This is a genomic window from Geodermatophilus sp. URMC 65, assembly GCF_053502545.1.
Map to the genome: position 1 here is coordinate 4,851,241 of NZ_CP199954.1, position 15,707 is coordinate 4,866,947.

General features: G+C 76.0%; 13 protein-coding genes and 1 riboswitch. Of the genes, 9 read left to right on the top strand and 4 right to left on the bottom strand.

Annotation, left to right across the window (positions count from 1 at the left end; all coding sequences use genetic code 11):
* The first annotated feature begins 83 nt into the window (after nucleotides 1-83).
* The 3 genes from ACWIX7_RS23500 to ACWIX7_RS23510 all read left to right on the top strand — a co-directional run bounded on the left by ACWIX7_RS23500 (nucleotide 84) and on the right by ACWIX7_RS23510 (nucleotide 4,298).
* Complete coding sequence (locus tag ACWIX7_RS23500; protein ID WP_448618816.1) at nucleotides 84-1,763, top strand: PP2C family protein-serine/threonine phosphatase; 1,680 nt, start codon at nucleotides 84-86, stop codon at nucleotides 1,761-1,763.
* A gap of 82 nt (nucleotides 1,764-1,845) precedes the next feature.
* On the top strand, nucleotides 1,846-2,622 hold the full coding sequence (locus ACWIX7_RS23505; protein ID WP_448618817.1) for a cyclase family protein: 777 nt from the start codon (nucleotides 1,846-1,848) through the stop codon (nucleotides 2,620-2,622).
* Nucleotides 2,619-4,298, top strand: a complete 1,680-nt coding sequence (locus ACWIX7_RS23510; RefSeq protein ID WP_448618818.1) for a thiamine pyrophosphate-binding protein — start codon at nucleotides 2,619-2,621, stop codon at nucleotides 4,296-4,298. Before ACWIX7_RS23505 ends, ACWIX7_RS23510 begins: the two co-directional genes overlap by 4 nt.
* Nucleotides 4,299-4,639: 341 nt before the next feature.
* Here ACWIX7_RS23510 and ACWIX7_RS23515 read toward each other — a convergent pair whose 3' ends face one another.
* Nucleotides 4,640-5,737 carry a C40 family peptidase gene (locus tag ACWIX7_RS23515; protein WP_448618819.1) on the bottom strand — a complete coding sequence of 366 codons (1,098 nt, stop codon included), beginning with the start codon at nucleotides 5,735-5,737 and terminating at the stop codon, nucleotides 4,640-4,642.
* A 14-nt stretch (nucleotides 5,738-5,751) separates the two neighbouring features.
* Nucleotides 5,752-5,892, bottom strand: a riboswitch (cyclic di-AMP (ydaO/yuaA leader).
* A gap of 764 nt (nucleotides 5,893-6,656) precedes the next feature.
* On the opposite strand from ACWIX7_RS23515, the gene ACWIX7_RS23520 reads away from it, so the two are divergent.
* The 5 genes from ACWIX7_RS23520 to ACWIX7_RS23540 all read left to right on the top strand — a co-directional run bounded on the left by ACWIX7_RS23520 (nucleotide 6,657) and on the right by ACWIX7_RS23540 (nucleotide 10,394).
* On the top strand, nucleotides 6,657-7,484 hold the full coding sequence (locus tag ACWIX7_RS23520) for a S8 family serine peptidase (RefSeq protein ID WP_448618820.1): 828 nt from the start codon (nucleotides 6,657-6,659) through the stop codon (nucleotides 7,482-7,484).
* A gap of 41 nt (nucleotides 7,485-7,525) precedes the next feature.
* Entirely contained in the window at nucleotides 7,526-7,759 is a 234-nt protein-coding gene (locus ACWIX7_RS23525; RefSeq protein ID WP_139177209.1) for a ketohydroxyglutarate aldolase, read from the top strand.
* A 63-nt stretch (nucleotides 7,760-7,822) separates the two neighbouring features.
* Nucleotides 7,823-8,164 carry an STAS domain-containing protein gene (locus ACWIX7_RS23530; protein WP_448618821.1) on the top strand — a complete coding sequence of 114 codons (342 nt, stop codon included), beginning with the start codon at nucleotides 7,823-7,825 and terminating at the stop codon, nucleotides 8,162-8,164.
* A 66-nt stretch (nucleotides 8,165-8,230) separates the two neighbouring features.
* The gene (locus tag ACWIX7_RS23535; protein WP_448618822.1) at nucleotides 8,231-9,034 is read left to right on the top strand and encodes a DUF1932 domain-containing protein; all 804 of its coding nucleotides are present in this window, start codon (nucleotides 8,231-8,233) and stop codon (nucleotides 9,032-9,034) included.
* A gap of 331 nt (nucleotides 9,035-9,365) precedes the next feature.
* Nucleotides 9,366-10,394 carry an ATP-dependent 6-phosphofructokinase gene (locus tag ACWIX7_RS23540; protein WP_448618823.1) on the top strand — a complete coding sequence of 343 codons (1,029 nt, stop codon included), beginning with the start codon at nucleotides 9,366-9,368 and terminating at the stop codon, nucleotides 10,392-10,394.
* 73 nt (nucleotides 10,395-10,467) lie between these two features.
* Here the strand turns inward: ACWIX7_RS23540 and ACWIX7_RS23545 are convergent, their stop codons facing one another.
* A complete protein-coding gene (locus ACWIX7_RS23545; protein WP_448618824.1) occupies nucleotides 10,468-11,886 on the bottom strand; it encodes a selenium-binding protein SBP56-related protein in 1,419 nt (472 codons plus the stop codon).
* Between the two features lie 164 nt (nucleotides 11,887-12,050).
* On the opposite strand from ACWIX7_RS23545, the gene ACWIX7_RS23550 reads away from it, so the two are divergent.
* Entirely contained in the window at nucleotides 12,051-12,764 is a 714-nt protein-coding gene (locus ACWIX7_RS23550; protein ID WP_448618825.1) for a dienelactone hydrolase family protein, read from the top strand.
* A 36-nt stretch (nucleotides 12,765-12,800) separates the two neighbouring features.
* Here the strand turns inward: ACWIX7_RS23550 and ACWIX7_RS23555 are convergent, their stop codons facing one another.
* Complete coding sequence (locus ACWIX7_RS23555) at nucleotides 12,801-14,723, bottom strand: TIM barrel protein (RefSeq protein ID WP_448618826.1); 1,923 nt, start codon at nucleotides 14,721-14,723, stop codon at nucleotides 12,801-12,803.
* Complete coding sequence (locus tag ACWIX7_RS23560) at nucleotides 14,713-15,603, bottom strand: shikimate dehydrogenase (protein ID WP_448618827.1); 891 nt, start codon at nucleotides 15,601-15,603, stop codon at nucleotides 14,713-14,715. Before ACWIX7_RS23560 ends, ACWIX7_RS23555 begins: the two co-directional genes overlap by 11 nt.
* Between the last annotated feature and the right edge of the window lie 104 nt (nucleotides 15,604-15,707).

Sequence of the window (15,707 nt, forward strand, 5' to 3'; positions counted from 1 at the left end):
TCGGCCGCTCCCGGGACGGCGGCGGCGCTGGCGTAGATTCCCTCCGTCAACGGCGGTTGCGACGACCGGAGGCGGGGGGCGACGTGAGCGAGGCGGCAGCGTCCGCGGCGATCCCGGCGTCCCCGAGGGCAGACCTGCAGGTGCCCGGCGTCGCGGTGTTCGACGGCGACTGGACGCTGGTCTCGGTCGACCAGGCCACGGCCGACCTGCTCGACCGCCGGCGCGAGGAGCTGACCGGCCGCAACATCTGGATCGCGCTGCCCGAGCTCGCCGGCACGATCTTCCACAGCTTCCTCCTGCACGCGCGCAGCGTCGGCGGCCGGGTGACCTGGCGTGGCTTCTACCCGCCGGCCGGCCGCTGGCTCGACGCCACCGCGCAGCGGGCCGGCGACCGGCTGCACGTCTCGCTGCGGCCCAGCACCGGCCCGGTGCCCGAGGGCACGGCCGGCCCCGCCGCTGGGGCGGCCGAGAACGAGCGGCTGCGCTACCTCGCCGAGGTGAGCGAGTCGATGGTCAGCACCCTGGACCCGCGCGAGTCGGTGGCCACGCTCATCGACCTCGTCGTCCCCCGGCTGTGCGACTGGGCCATCGTCAGCGTGACCCGGGACGACGGCGTCTCCGCCGACGAGGGCTGGGCGCACCGCGACCCGGCCCTGGCAGCGGACCTCGACCTGTACCTCAGCAAGCGGGTGCGCAGCGCCGTCGAGGACAACCCGCTGGCGACCGCGCTGCTCACCGGCGAGCCCATCCACCTGCCGGTCATCGACCCGGCGATGGTGGAGCCGGCGTTCGGCGGCAGCGAGGAGGTCCGCGCGGCCTGGGAGCGGCTGGACGCCGGCTCGATCACCGTCGTCCCGCTGCGGGCGCGTGCGGAGACCTTCGGCGTCCTCGGGCTGGTCAACGGGTCGGCCCGGCCGCCGCACAGCGAGATGGAGATCGCCACGGCGGTGGAGGTGGCCCGTCGCGCCTCGCTGGCCATCGACAACGCCCGGCTCTACGGCCGCCAGCTCGCCGTCGCCGAGACCCTGCAGCGCAGCCTGCTCACCCCGCCGCCGCAGCCCGACGACCTGGAGATCGCCGTCCGCTACCTGCCGGCGTCGAGCACGCTGCACGTCGGCGGCGACTGGTACGACGCCTTCCAGCAGCCCGACGGCGCGACGCTGCTGGTGATCGGCGACGTCGTCGGCCACAACGTCGACGCGGCCGCGGCGATGGGGCAGGTGCGCAGCATCCTGCGCGGCATCGCCTACGACCGGAACGAGGAACCGGCCCGGGTGCTGGCCCGGGTGGACGCCGCGCTCACCGGCCTGCGGATCGGCACCCTGGCCACCGCGCTGATCGCCCGCCTCGAGCAACCGCCGGAGCTGGCCGGCAGCGGGCGGCGGGTGCTGCGCTGGTCCTCGGCCGGGCACCTGCCGCCACTGCTCCTGCACGGCGACGGCCGGGTGGAGCTGCTGGCGAGCGGGCCGCAGACGCTGCTCGGCGCCGAGTCGACCCGCCCCCGGAGCGACGCGGTGGCCGAGGTCGGCGCCGGCGACACGCTGCTCTTCTACACCGACGGGCTGGTCGAGCAGGGCCGCACCGGCATCGACGAGGGCACCGACCGGCTGGTGGCCGCGGTCCGCGAGCTGGGGGCGGTCCCGGTGGACCGGCTGTGCGACGCGCTCCTCGAGCGGATCGTCGGGCACCGGCCGGACGACGACGTCGCGATCGTCGCCGTCCGCTGCCATGCCCAGGACGACATGGCGCAGGGCGGCACGTGACCCGTGCCCCCGTCGCGGCCCGCTGACCTGGGCGTGCGGCATGCTCGGCGGGCCGCACCCCGAGCCCGTGGAGGACCCGCCCATGTCGACCCTGTCCGCGTTCGCCGCCGCACTGACCGGAGGGGGCATCGAGGTCGTGGACCTCACCGCCCCGCTGTCGGCGGAGACGCCGGTCATCGCGCTCCCGCCCCAGTTCGCGCAGACCGCGCGCTTCGAACTGGAGGAGCTCAGCCGGTACGACGACCGCGGCCCGGCCTGGTACTGGAACAACTTCCGGACCGGTGAGCACACCGGCACGCACTTCGACGCGCCCAACCACTGGGTCACCGGTGCCCACGGCGACGACGTCGCCTCCGTCCCGGCCGCCCGGCTGGTCGCCCCGGCCGCCGTCCTGGACTTCTCCGCCGAGGCGGCGGCTGACCCGGACTTCCTGCTCGAGGTCGACCACGTCCGGGCGTGGGAGGCCGAGCACGGCCCGCTGCCCGAGGACGGGTGGCTGCTCTACCGCACCGGGTGGGACGCCCGCAGCGCGTCGCAGGAGCAGTTCCTCAACGCCGACGACACCGGCCCGCACACGCCCGGCCTTTCGCCCGAGTGCGCCCGCTGGCTGGCCGAGGAGGCGCCGGTGTTCGGGCTGGGGGTCGAGACGGTCGGCACCGACGCCGGCACGGCGCACTCCTTCGACCCGCCGTTCCCCTGCCACGCCGCGCTCATGGGCAGTGGCAAGTACGGGCTCACCCAGCTGCAGAACCTGGCGCTGCTGCCGCCGACCGGGGCGGTGCTCGTGACCGCGCCGCTGCCGATCGTCTCCGGCTCGGGTTCCCCGGCCCGGGTGCTGGCTCTGGTCGAGCGGGGATGAAGCGGCTGGGGGTGGCTCGGGCGGGGACGGGTCGGATCACCACCGTCGCGGAGGCGGTCGGGACCGCGCTGGTCGGTTGTGGCGTCGACACGGTCGTCGGCGTCGTCGGCTCGGGCAACTTCGCCGTCACCAACGCCATGGTCGCTGCAGGCGCCCGGTTCGTGGCCGCGCGGCACGAGGGCGGCGCGGCGACGATCGCCGACGCGCACGCCCGGATGAGCGGCCACCCGACCGCACTCACGCTGCACCAGGGCTGCGGGCTCACCAACGCGCTCACCGGGATCACCGAGGCGGCGAAGAGCCGGACGCCGCTGGTCGTGCTGGCCGCCGAGGCCACGTCGCCGCGGTCGAACTTCGCCGTCGACCAGGCTGCGCTGGCCACCGCCGTCGGCGCTGTCCCGATGCGGATCTCCTCGGCAGCGGGGGCACTGGACCAGGTGGCCGCCGCCGTCGGCACGGCCGTCCACGGCCGGCGCACGGTGCTGCTCAACCTCCCGCTGGACGTCCAGGCCGCGGAGCTGGCGCTGCTGGCGCGCCCGCCGGAGGTCCCGGCGCCGCTCCCCGCGGTGCCCGGTGCCGCGGAGGTCGACCGCCTGGTGACCGCCCTGCGGTCCGCCCGGCGCCCGGTGTTCGTGGCCGGCCGCGGTGCCCGCGGACCCGGTGCCCGTGTGGCGCTGGAGACGCTGGCCGACCGGTGCGGCGCGCTGCTGGCCACCTCGGCGGTGGCCCGGGGCCTGTTCCGCGGCAGTCCCTGGTCGCTGGACGTCTCCGGCGGCTTCGCGTCCCCGCTGGCCGCCGAGCTCATCGGCGGCGCCGACCTGGTGGTCGGCTGGGGGTGCGCGCTGAACATGTGGACGATGCGGCACGGCCGGCTGGTCGCCGAGGGCGCGGTGGTCGCGCAGGTCGACGACGACCCGTCCGCGATCGGCGCCCACCGCGACGTCGCCGTGGGCGTGGTCGGCGACGTCCGGCGGACGGCGGAGGCCGCGGCGGCCGCGTTCGGCGACGAGGCCGCCCCGGGTTACCGCAGCCCGGAGCTGCGGACGGCGATCGCCGCGCGGGTGCGCTGGCGCGACGTGCCGTTCACGCCCTCGGGTGGGCCGGACCGGATCGACCCCCGCACGCTGACCATCGCGCTGGACGACCTGCTGCCGGCCGAGCGGGTGGTCGCCGTCGACTCGGGCAACTTCATGGGCTGGCCGAGCGTGTTCCTCGACGTCCCCGACGAGTTCGGCTTCTGCTTCACCCAGGCCTTCCAGTCCGTCGGGCTCGGGCTGGCGACGGGGATCGGCGCCGCGCTGGCCCGGCCCGACCGGCTGCCGGTGGCCGCGCTGGGCGACGGCGGCGCGCTGATGGGGGCGTCGGAGCTGGAGACCGTCGTCCGGCTGGGCCTGCCCATGGTGGTCGTCGTCTACGACGACGCGGCGTACGGGGCCGAGGTGCACCACTTCGGCCCCGACGGGCACCCCCTGGACACCGTCCGCTTCCCGGAGACCGACTTCGCCGCGCTCGCCCGCGGCCACGGGTTCACGGCGGTCACCGTGCGGGCGCCCGGGGACCTGGCCGGGGTGGCCGAGTGGGTGGCCGGTTCCCGGGACATGCCCCTGCTCGTCGACGCCAAGGTGGCCGCGGACGAGCCGTCGTGGTGGCTCGCGGAGGCGTTCCGCGGCCACTGACGGCGGCGTTCGCAGCGGTTGACGGGGTCGGGGTGACCGGCGCGGGCGAGTCGGCCGGCGGCACCTGATCGGTGCCGTGCTCGTCCGGCGCCGGACCGTGCCCACCGACGCGGACCGCGTCCCGAGGCACGGCTGCCGGACGCCTTCCGCGGAGGCTCCACCCCTGCTCACAGGAGGAAGCAGGGGTGGAGCCCCCGCGGGGGTACTGCACCTCGGGAGGTACTGCACCTCGCGGGCTCGTCGGCGGTCAACCGGTGCTCGACCCGGGGGAGCGGGGGCACGGCGCCGTGACCACCGGATCCCGCTCGGGGGTGGTCACCGCGCCGTGGTCGCGGAGGGGGTCAGCCGATCCGGCGGGCGCTGTTGTAGCCGCCCATCGCGTCGATGGGGGCGACCTTGACCGGCTGGCCGTAGGTCGAGGCGTGCACCATCTGCCCGTCACCCACGTAGATGCCGACGTGGCTGACCGGGCTGTAGAAGAACACCAGGTCGCCGGGCTGCAGCTGCGACCGCGACACCGGCGTCCCCAGCTGCGACTGCATCGTGCTGGAGTGCGGCAGGCGCACGCCTGCGGCGGCGTAGGCGTACTGCACCAGGCCCGAGCAGTCGAAGGCGTCCGGCCCGGCGGCGGCCCACACGTAGGGCTCGCCGAGCTGGGCCAGGGCGGTGTCCACGGCGGTCCGCGCGGCGCCGCCGGCCGCCGCGACCCACGGCGCGGGCGCCGGGGCTGCGGCGGGCGCGGTCTCGCCGGAGGAGCCCTCCGACGGCCCCGGGGTGGGCGCCTCCGCCGAGGTCTCCTCGGCGGCGTGCCGCTCGGCGGCCTCGCGGGCGGCCCGCTGCTCCTCGGCCGCCAACCGGTCGTACACGGCCTGGAAGGTGGCGACCTGCCGGTCGAGGTCGGCCTGCTGGGCGGCGACCCGGTCGAGCAGCGCGGCCGCCTCGGCCTGCGTGCGCTCGGCCGCGCTGCGCGCCGCGGCGGCGCTGTCCGTGGCCTGCACGGCGCCGCCGAGGACGCCGTTGGTGTGGTCGGCGATCGCCTGGAGCGTGCCGACCCGGTCCAGCAGCTCGTCGGGGGAGTCGGCGGTGAGCATCGCCGAGAGCGTGGTCAGTCGGTCGCCGGTCCAGGCGCCGCGGGCGACGCTGCGGACCTGCTCGCGTGCCGCGGCCAGGGTGGCCTCGGCGGCGGCGACGTCCCGGGCGGCCTGCGCGGCGGCGTCCTGGCTGGCGCGCAGCTGCTCGCGCGCCTCGTTGAACTGCTCGGCGACGACCTCGAGGTCGTGGGCCCGCTCGGAGACGAGGGCGGCAGCCTCGGCGGAGGTCTCCGGGTCCTCGGGACTGGCGGCGGCGGGGACGGTCGCGAGGGTGAGGCTGCCGACGGCGATCAGGCCGATCACGATGCGGGGGACCGCACGGCGGGCAGGGGTGAGGGCACTCGCCATGGAGGCGGGTTCGTCCTTCCTTCCACGGCCGCCTACCGAGTTAGCTGACGGGTTCGGGCGGGAAGTCGCCCGGCGCTGCCCGGCCTGGCGGCCGGGTGGCGCTTCACCCCGGTGCTGCGGTGGGTCCCCGGCCCCCGATCCGGCGAGACGGGCCGGTACGGGGTTCGGCGGCGTCCGCCCGGTCGCCACGGGGAGTGGCGGAGACGACCCGGTCGGACGGCCGGAACGGTAGGTCCGTGACCTGGTCGTGACAAACGGCGGGACGGGTTCGGGTGGACACCCCGAGCCGGAGTGACCCACGGTGACTGAGACCGGCACGGTGCGTCCCGAGCGCAGGTCAGCGGCGCCTTGGCTGCTGAGGGTGCGGGCAGGATGGCGTGGGTCACGATGACCTCCGGCACCGGGCCGTCCGCCGGGCCACACCGGACGAGGAGGCAGCCGTGATCGGACGACCGACGGCCGGAGGTGACCCGGGACGGGCGCGGATCGGTGTCCCCTCGCGGGCGGCGACGACCGGCCGCTCCGTGGTGGTCTTCGCCGACCCGGACGAGGACGGCGCGGCCGCGCTGCGCCGGCTGGCCGGGCTCTCGGACGTCGTCGACTCCCGCGACGCCGAGCCGCGGGACGCCGACGCGCGGGCGCTGCGGCAGGCCGACGCGGTCGTCCTCCCCGGGCTCGGGCTGGCCGTGGCCGCCGTCGACCCGCGGCGGCTGGCCGAGGACGGGTCGGTGCTCGCGGTGACGCCCGAGCTGGTCCAGCACGTGCTGCCGGAGGTCCCCGAGGGCCACCTCGCCGGGTACCGGGACGCCGTCACCGACCTCACCGGGCGGCTGCTCGACCTGCCCGGGGCACCGCCGAGCCCACCATCCCGCCCTTCGCCGACACCTGCCAGTACACCTGGGGCCTGCAGGTCACCGAGGTGCCGGCCTCGCCGCGCACCGGCCGCGGCATCCGGGTGGCCGTCCTCGACACCGGCTTCGACCTCGACACCGGCTTCGACCTCGACCACCCCGACTTCGCCGGCCGCGCGGTCACCGCCACCTCGTTCGTCGCCGGGCAGTCGCCGCAGGACGTGCACGGTCACGGCACGCACTGCGTGGGCACCGCCTGCGGCCCGCGCACCCCGCGAGGGTCCCGCGGCTACGGCGTCGCCTCGGACGGGGAGGTCTTCGTCGGGAAGGTGCTCAGCGACGAGGGCTCGGGCACCGACGCCGAGATCCTCGCCGGCATCGCCTGGGCGGTGCGCAACGGGTGCCAGGTGATCTCGATGTCGCTGGGCGCCGACGTCGTCGAGCCCAGCCCGGCCTACACGGCGGCGGGCCGGCGGGCCCTGGACCAGGGGTCGCTGATCGTGGCGGCCGCGGGCAACAACGCCGATCGGGAGAACGGGGACGTCGGCTTCGTCGGGGTGCCGGCCAACAGCCCGGAGATCCTGGCCGTCGGCGCGCTGGACCCCGCCTCCGCGGTCGCCCGGTTCTCCGCCCGCAGCAGCCCCGTCCCGGGTGGGCAGGTCGACCTGGCCGCGCCCGAGGTGGACGTGTACTCGTCCTGGCCACTGCCGGACCGCTACAACACGATCAGCGGCACCAGCATGGCGACGCCGCACGTCGCCGGCCTGACCGCGCTGTGGGCCGAGGAGACCGGGCTGCGCGGGCGGGAGCTCTGGCAGACGCTGACCCGGGCCGGGCGGCGGCTGACCGCGCCGTCGGCCGACGTCGGCTCGGGGCTGCCGCTCGCGCCGCGGTGAGAGCCCACCCCGGCGGTGCCGTCCGGGGCTACCGTTCCCCCGTGACCGCTGTGATCGTCACCGTCGACGACGCGCACCGCGCCCAGCTGGACGCGGTCGCCGAGTCGCTGCGCCGGCACGGCCTGCAGGTCGAGCAGGTGCTGGCCGAGGTGGGCCTGATCGCCGGGCAGCTGCCCGCCGGGCGGGCGCTCGGCGAGCTGCGGGTCGAGGGCGTGGCCGCGGTGGAGGAGGCCCGCACCGTCCGGCTGCCACCGCCGGACGCCCCCGTGCAGTGACGGTCGGGTGACACTCCCCGGGGCCTGGTTGTCGCCGCGGACGGGCGCGGCCACAGTGGGGGTGTGCACCGCCTGAACCCCGGGTCCGAGCCACCGAGCGGCACCTACCGGGTGGTGCAGGAGGACGCCGGCCCGGTGCTGCACCTGCTCGGCGACGTCGACGAGCCCCTCGTGCGGCGGATGCGCGCCGAGGGCGTCGACGAGCGCGAGCTGGTGGCGGTGCAGGTCGGCTCGGTCGGCTACATCGACTCGACCGGGCTGTCGCTGCTGGTGCGGTGGGCGCAGTCCGCGGTGCGGAACGGGCGGCCGGCGGTGCTCCGGTCGGCGTCCCCGCGATTCCGGAAGGTGCTCGACCTCGCCGGCATCTCGGTGCTCTTCGTCCTCGCGGACGACGGCCGCGGCTGACCGGCCGCACGGGTCCGGCCTACAGTCCGCCGGGGCGGCCCGCCGGGGCCGCAGGAGGTGGGGACCGTGGACCGACCGCCGGCGATCGCGTTGCTGGGACTGGGGGAGGCCGGGGCGGAGATCGCCCGAGACCTGGTCGCCCTCGGTGCCGACGTCCGGGGCTACGACCCGCGGGTGGCCCCGCCGCCCGGCGTGCTGCCGCGCGCCGACGAGGCCGCCGCCGTCGCCGACGCCGACGTGGTGCTCAGCGTCAACAGCGCCGCCGACGCGCCGGTCGCGCTGCGCAACGCGCTGCCCCGGCTGCAGCCCGGAGCCGTCTGGGCCGACCTCAACACCGCCGCCCCCGGCGTCAAGCGGGACCTCGCCGCGACCCTCGCCGGCCGGGGCGTCCCCGTGGCCGACGTGGCGCTGCTGGCGACCGTCCCCGGGCGCGGGCTGCGCACCCCGATGCTGGTGTCCGGCGACGGCGCCCGCAGGTACGCGCAGGTGCTGGCCGGTTTCGGCGTGACCGTGGACGTGCTCGACGGCCCACCCGGTGCGGCGATCTCCCGCAAGCTGCTGCGCAGCGTCTTCTGGAAGGGCGTGGCCGCCGCCGTGGTGGAGGCGGTGGAGGGCGCCGAGGCGGCCGAGGTCGGCGACTGGCTGCGGCGCGACATCGCGGTGGAGCTGGACCGTTTCTCCGCCTCCGACCTCGAGGTGTTCCTCACCGGGTCCCGCCAGCACGCCCGCCGCCGGGCCGCGGAGATGGCGGCCGCCGCCCAGCAGCTGGCCGACCTGGGTGTGCCGTCCCGGGTGGCCGCCGCCGCGCGGGACCAGCTGGCGGCCCTGGCCGACGTGGTGGCCGCGGGCGAGGACGACGGCCGGCCCTGACCGGCGTCCAGCGACTGCCAGCGCGGGTCCGGGCGACCCCCGTGCCAGACCCTCGACGCCGGCACCGGCGCCCCGCCCGATGGCGTGATGTCGGTCACCGTCGTGGCCGCCTCGCTCACCGACGCCGCCCTCGGTGCCACGGCCGCATACGCCCAGGGCGCGGATGCTGTGCGGTGGCTGGCGATGCGTCCGGGGCGCACGGGGCTGGTGGTGTGGGCGGACGGGACGGCGAGCGCGGTCGAGGGAGACTGGGTGGACGTGTCGCGGCGTCGTCATGTCGTCATGACGTATGGTCGACGGCGACCCGGCCCACGACCCAGGGAGACAGCCGGTGCGCATCGGTGTCCTGACCGGCGGGGGCGACTGCCCCGGCCTCAATGCCGTCATCCGCTCGGTCGTCCGCACCGCGGCGACCCAGTACGGCAGCTCGGTGATCGGATTCCGCGACGGCTGGCGCGGCCTGCTCGAGAACCGGACCACGCCGCTGGACGTCGCCGCCGTCGACGGCCTGCTCACCCGCGGCGGGACGACGCTGGGCTCGGCCCGGGTGGCGCCGGAGAAGCTGCACGCCGGCCTCGACGACATGAAGGCCGTGCTGGCGCAGCACGGGGTCGACGTGCTCATCCCGATCGGCGGCGAGGGCACGCTCACCGCGGCCCACCTGCTGTCGGAGGCCGGCGTCCCGGTGGTCGGCATCCCCAAGACCATCGACAACGACATCGACTGCACCGACCTGACCTTCGGCTTCGACACCGCGGTCAGCGTCGCCACGGAGATGATCGACCGGCTGCACACCACCGCCGAGTCCCACCAGCGGGTGCTGCTGGTGGAGGTCATGGGCCGGCACGCCGGGTGGATCGCGCTGCACGCGGGCCTCGCCGCCGGCGCGCACCTGACCCTGGTGCCCGAGGAGCCCTTCGACGTCGCCGAGGTGGCGAAGATCGTCGAGGACCGCTTCGCCCGCGGCGACTCGCACGTCATCGGCGTCGTCGCCGAGGGCGCGTCCCCGCTGCCCGGCACGATGCTGGTCCGCGACGGCGGCGTCGACGAGTACGGCCACAAGCGGTTCACCGGTGTGGCACAGCAGCTCGGCGAGGAACTGGAGCGGCGCACCGGCAAGGAGGTGCGCACCACCGTGCTCGGCCACGTGCAGCGCGGCGGCACCCCGACGTCCTTCGACCGGGTGCTGGCCACCCGCTTCGGCCTGCACGCCACCGTCGCCGCGCACGACGGCAAGGTCGGTCAGATGGTGGCGCTGCGCGGCACCGAGATCGAGCTGGTGCCGCTGGCCGACGCCGTCGCCCGGCTCAAGACGGTGACGCCCACCCGGCTGGCCGAGACGCTGGCCTTCACCGGCTGAAGGACCCCCTCTCCGGGCGGCCCCGTCCAGAGGCTCGCCGCGAGCTCGCGAGTGGTGAGGAGGACGGGGTCCTTCACCGGTAGCAGTACGAATCCGAGGAGGCGTCACCGCCCTGCAGTCGCACCTGGTGCGGCCGCAGACCGCGCCAGTCCTCGCCGTGCGGGAAGAACCGCTGGTCGAGGGTGAGGCCACCGGTCCCCGGGTCGGTGTCGATCTTGGCCATCCAGGAGCCGGTGCCGTCGGGGAAGAACTGGTCGTCCCACGCGCCGTACAGCGAGTTGGTGACGTAGATGCGCCGGCCGTCGCGGCTGACCTCGACCATCTGCGGACCGCCGGCCAGCGGTTCACCGGGTGCGGCCGGGTGGGCGGTCTTCCGCACCACGCCGCCCAGGTGGACCGAGCCCACCTCGCGCGGGTGCGCCGGGTCGCTGACGTCGTACTGCTTGAGCTCGCCGATGCCCCAGCACGAGACGTAGAGCATCCGGTCGTCGACCGACAGGTCGATGTCGGTGACCAGCGGCGGCACCGCGGAGAACGGCTTCAGCGCGGGCGGCAGGTCGTCGGGGTCGGCCGGCTCGGCGGGGATGGTGATCACCTGGTCCGCCGTCCAGCGGTCGCCGTCCCGGTGCCAGCGCCACACCGACGCCGACAGGTCGGCGGTCGAGACGACGACGCCGACGAACCCCCAGGTGGCGTCCGGGTCGTGGGAGGGCCGCAGCTCCAGCACCATCTGGTGCTCGGGGCCGAGGTCGACCTCCTGCACGTGCCTGCCCTCGGCGAGGTCCCAGAAGTGGATGCGGTGGCCGTACTCGTTGTCCAGCAGCAGCTCGGGCACCAGCCCGTCCTCGACCATCGAGGGGGTGCCCCACTCGCTGGAGACCAGGGTGTTCTGGTTGAGGTGCCACCACGCGTCGTAGGCCAGGTACTGGGGGCCGCGGTCGGTCTCCCACGCCCGCAGGACGTCGAAGGTGCTGTGGTCCAGCAGCGCGATCCCGCCGGGGCCGTCGTCCCCGTCCCCGCTGCCCAGGCAGGTGAGGAAGACGCCGTCCGGCCCGCAGTGCAGCGTGTGCGGCCGTGAGTAGCCGGCCTTCTCCGCCAGCTCCTCCGCCCCGATCGTCTTGTGCAGCCGGGGCGCGCGCGGATCGGGGTGGGTGTCGTAGACGTACACGTTCGAGCTGCGCAGGCCGGGCAGCAGCAGGTAGCGGCGCTGCAGGCCGTCGTGGCCCATGTCGTGCCCCTCGTGCATCAGCGCGCTGGAGCAGGCGTTCCAGCCGAAGTGGTGCAGCTCGTCGCCGACCGTGGGCAGCTCGGCCCAGCCGACGATCTGTCCGTAGGTGGGGGAGTCGGCGTCGGTGTCGACGACGGTCAGGGCGTCGGGCCTGCTGCCCGCGCGGTCGAACGCGACCACGTAGGCCAGTCGCTCGGTCGGTGCCGCGATCGCCTCGGCGGCGCTGCGGTAGAAGGTCGGGTCCATCCGCGTCGGGGTGCTCATGCCGTGGCCTCCTGGACTGGCGGGGTCCCGACCATCCCGCGCCCGACGGCCGCGTGGAAGACACTGCTGCGTCAGCCCACGGGCGCGGCCCGTCCTCTCGCGCTGCCGGGCCCGGCCGCGCTGGGTAGCGTCCGGGACCACACGCCAGGACGACTGGAGGCTCCGTGCCCGACACGACCGTCCCTGGTGGGGCCAGTGCACCGGAACTGCGCGCGCACCTCGCGGTGCCGCCCGTGCCGGAGGGGCCGTGGCCGGGCGTGGTGGTGGTGCACGAGGCCTTCGGGTTGAACGACGACACCCGCCAGCAGGCCGACCGGCTCGCCGCCGCCGGCTACCTCGCCCTCGCTCCCGACCTGTTCAGCGCCGGCGGCGCCGTGCGCTGCCTGAAGCGCACCTTCGGCGACCTGTTCCGCCAGGACGGCCCGGCCTTCGGCGACCTGGAGACGGCGCGCAGCTGGCTGGCCGGCCGGGAGGACTGCACCGGCCGGGTCGGCGTCGTCGGCTTCTGCATGGGCGGCGGGTTCGCGCTGCTGGCGGCCACCCGCGGCTTCGACGTCGCCGCGCCGAACTACGGGATGCTGCCGAGAGACGCCGAGCGGGCGCTGGCCGGCGCCTGTCCGGTCGTGGCCAGCTACGGGCGCAGGGACCGCGCCCTCCGCGGGGCGGCCCAGCGGCTGGAGCGGGTGCTCACCGAGCACGGGGTACCGCACGACGTCCGCGAGTACCCCGACGCCGGGCACTCGTTCATGAACCGGCACGACGTCGGGCCCTTCGCCGTCCTGGAGCGGGTGGCCGGCCTCAGCTACCACCACCCGTCGGCCGAGGACGCCTGGGCGCGGATCCTCCGCTTCCTGGACACCCACCTGCGCGCCGGCTGAGCCGCCCCGTCGCGCACCGCTCCCGGCGGTCCCCTCTCAGGGCGCGATCGGGACGACGGCCGCCTGACGCCGGCGGCGGTGGGCGGCCATCCGCACCGGCGCGTCGGCGGTCCCGTAGCCGTCGTAGCCGCCCAGGCGCTGCACGACCTCGACGAACACCCGGTCGCCGAGCAGCTCGGTGGCCAGGTGCAGGTAGCCGCCGGCGCCGTCCTCCTCGTACATCAGCCCGTGCTCCCGGACGGCGGCGAGCAGGTCGGGGGGCAGGTCGAAGCGGGCCTCGAGGTCGTCGGCGTAGTTGGCCGGCAGGGTCAGCAGCGGCGCCCCGGCCGCGCGCAGCGCCGCCGCGGTGGCGACCAGGTCGTCGGTGGCCAGGGCGACGTACTGCGGCTCGGGCACACCGGGTGCCCAGCCGCCGCGGCGCAGCGTCGCGGCCGACAGGGCCAGCCGCACGGAGCGGTCGGGATCGGTGACCGCACGGGTCCGCACCAGGCCGAACGGGGCGGCCAGCTCGGTGACCTCCTGCGACTCCAGTCCGAGGACGGCGCGGTAGAACAGCCCCGCCTCGTCGAAGGAGTCGAACGGCTGGGTCAGCCCCACGTGGTCGACGTGCGTGATCCCCGCACCCGGCCCGGGCCGCTCCCCGGTGGGCAGGAAGTCGGCCGGCCAGCCGTCGGGGACGGTGCGGGTGAAGAAGACCTGGGTGCCGTCGGGCGCGGCCACGGCCGACAGCTCGGCCTCCGCGACGCCGCGGGTGCGGGGGAGGACCGGGGCGCTCATCGCCTCGGCGCGGGCGGCCGAGCGGCCGGGGTCCGCGCTCTCCAGGCCGAGCGCGGCGACCGACGCGACACCGGCCGCGGCCGGGCGTACCACCGACGCGTTCAGCAGCACCCGCGCGCGGCCCTGCTCCCACAGCTGCACCGGCTTGGAGCGGTGCTGGCCGGTGTGGGTGAAGCCGAGCGCGGCGAGCACCTCGGCCACCCGCGGACCGGAGACGCCGTCGATGCCGAGCTCGGTGAACGACCAGCCCGACAGCGCGGGTGCGGCCGGGGGCAGCGGGAGGCCGGACGCCGGGTCGCGCAGCGCCAGCGCCTCCTCCAGCCACTGCAGCGAGCGCATCGCGTCCACCGCGGTCCGGGCCGGGTCGGCCTGCCGGTAGACGTCGTTGAAGACCTCGAGCGACAGCGGCCCGGTGTAGCCGGTGGCGAGCACCGCGGCGACGAAGCCGGGCAGGTCGAAGGCGCCCTGACCCGGGAAGAGGCGGTGGTGCCGGCTCCACTGCAGCACGTCCATGGCCAGCTGCGGGGCGTCGGCCAGCTGCAGGAAGAACAGCTTCTCCCCGGGGACGTCGGCGAAGCCGGCCGGGTCGCCGCCGCGGGAGAGCACGTGGAAGCTGTCCAGGCACAGCCCGAGGGCGGGGGAGTCCGCCCGGCGGACGGCGTCCCACGACCGCTCCCAGGTCGACACGTGCCGGCCCCAGGCCAGTGCCTCGTAGGCGATCCGCAGGCCGCGCTCGCCGGCGCGGGTGGCGGCGGCGGCCAACTGCCCGGCCAGCCGGTCGGCGTCCTCGACGGCGTCCGGCGCGACCGAGGAGCACACCAGCACGGTGTCGACGCCCAGCGCGGCCATCACGTCGAACTTGTGCTCGGCCCGGCGCAGGTTGCGGGCGAAGCGGTCGGGATCGGTGGAGTCCAGGTCGCGGAAGGGCTGGTAGAGGTCGATCGACAGACCGAGGTCGGCGCAGCGGGCGGCCAGCTCCGCGGGTGACCAGGGGGAGGCGACCAGGTCGGGCTCGAACACCTCGATGCCGTCGAACCCGGCGGCGGCGGCCGCGGCGATCTTGTCCTCGAGGGTCCCGGAGAGGCAGACCGTCGCGATCGCGCGACGCGGGCAGCGGGCGGGTCGGCCCCGTCCCGAGCCTGCGAGGAGTGGGGAGGACTCGGTCCTTGCTCTAGCCGACACGGACGTCGTGCCCCGGGCCGGAGACCAGCGTCGTGAAGTGGGCCAGCATGCGTTCGGCGTCGGGCTCGACGCCGGTGAACAGCCGGAAGGCGTCGACGGCCTGGAACACGGCCATCCCGCCGCCGTCGAGCACCCGGCAGCCCAGCTCGCGGGCGGTGCGGACCAGCGCGGTCTCCAGGGGCCGGTAGACGATGTCGGCCACCCACAGCTGCGGTCGCAGCAGGCCGGCGTCCAGCGGCAGCCCGGGGTGGGCGGCCATGCCGGTGGGCGTCGCGTGCACCAGACCGTCGGCGCGCTCGAGTGCGGCCGGGAGCGCGCCCAGGTCGCTGCCCGCGGCGCGGTCGGCGCCGAAGCGCCCGCCCAGCGATGCGGCGAGCTCGCCGGCCCGTCGGCCGTCCGTGTCGAGGACGGTCAGCCGGCGGGTGCCGAGAGTGAGCAGCGCGTGGGCGACCGCGGCGCCGGCGCCGCCGGCGCCGAGCAGCACGACCTGGTCCAGCGGGGCCTCGGGCAGGCCGCGGTCGAAGGCCCGGGCGAAGCCGGACCAGTCGGTGTTGTGCCCGACCGCCCGGCCGTCGCGGAGGACGACGGTGTTCACCGCACCGAGGGCCGCGGCGTCGGGGGAGAGCTCGTCGAGGTGCTCGAGCACCAGCTGCTTGCAGGGGTGGGTGACGTTGAGCCCGTCGTAGCCGACCAGCCGGGCGGCGGCGAGGACCTCCCCGATCGCCGACGCCGGCCGCTGCAGCCGGTCGAGGTCCAGCCGACGGTAGAGGTAGCGCAGGCCCAGCTCGTCGGCCTCGCGCTCGTGCAGCGGTGGGGACAGCGAGGGGCCGATGCCGCTGCCGACCAGACCGACCAGGAAACCCTGCGAACCGTCCGTCACGGGACCGCCCCCTCTTATGTACCAACTGGTGAGTTGCTGTGCAGCAGACCACATCCGGCCGTCCCGCACCAGCCTCCACCGGCGGATCGCGACCGCTCGCGGGC

Excerpts from the sequence above, each read along its gene's own strand:
- ACWIX7_RS23545 (WP_448618824.1), bottom strand. The coding sequence starts at position 11,886 with ATGAGCACCCCGACGCGGATGGACCCGACCTTCTACCGCAGCGCCGCC.
- ACWIX7_RS23505 (WP_448618817.1), top strand. The coding sequence starts at position 1,846 with ATGTCGACCCTGTCCGCGTTCGCCGCCGCACTGACCGGAGGGGGCATC.
- ACWIX7_RS23510 (WP_448618818.1), top strand. The coding sequence starts at position 2,619 with ATGAAGCGGCTGGGGGTGGCTCGGGCGGGGACGGGTCGGATCACCACC.
- ACWIX7_RS23515 (WP_448618819.1), bottom strand. The coding sequence starts at position 5,737 with ATGGCGAGTGCCCTCACCCCTGCCCGCCGTGCGGTCCCCCGCATCGTG.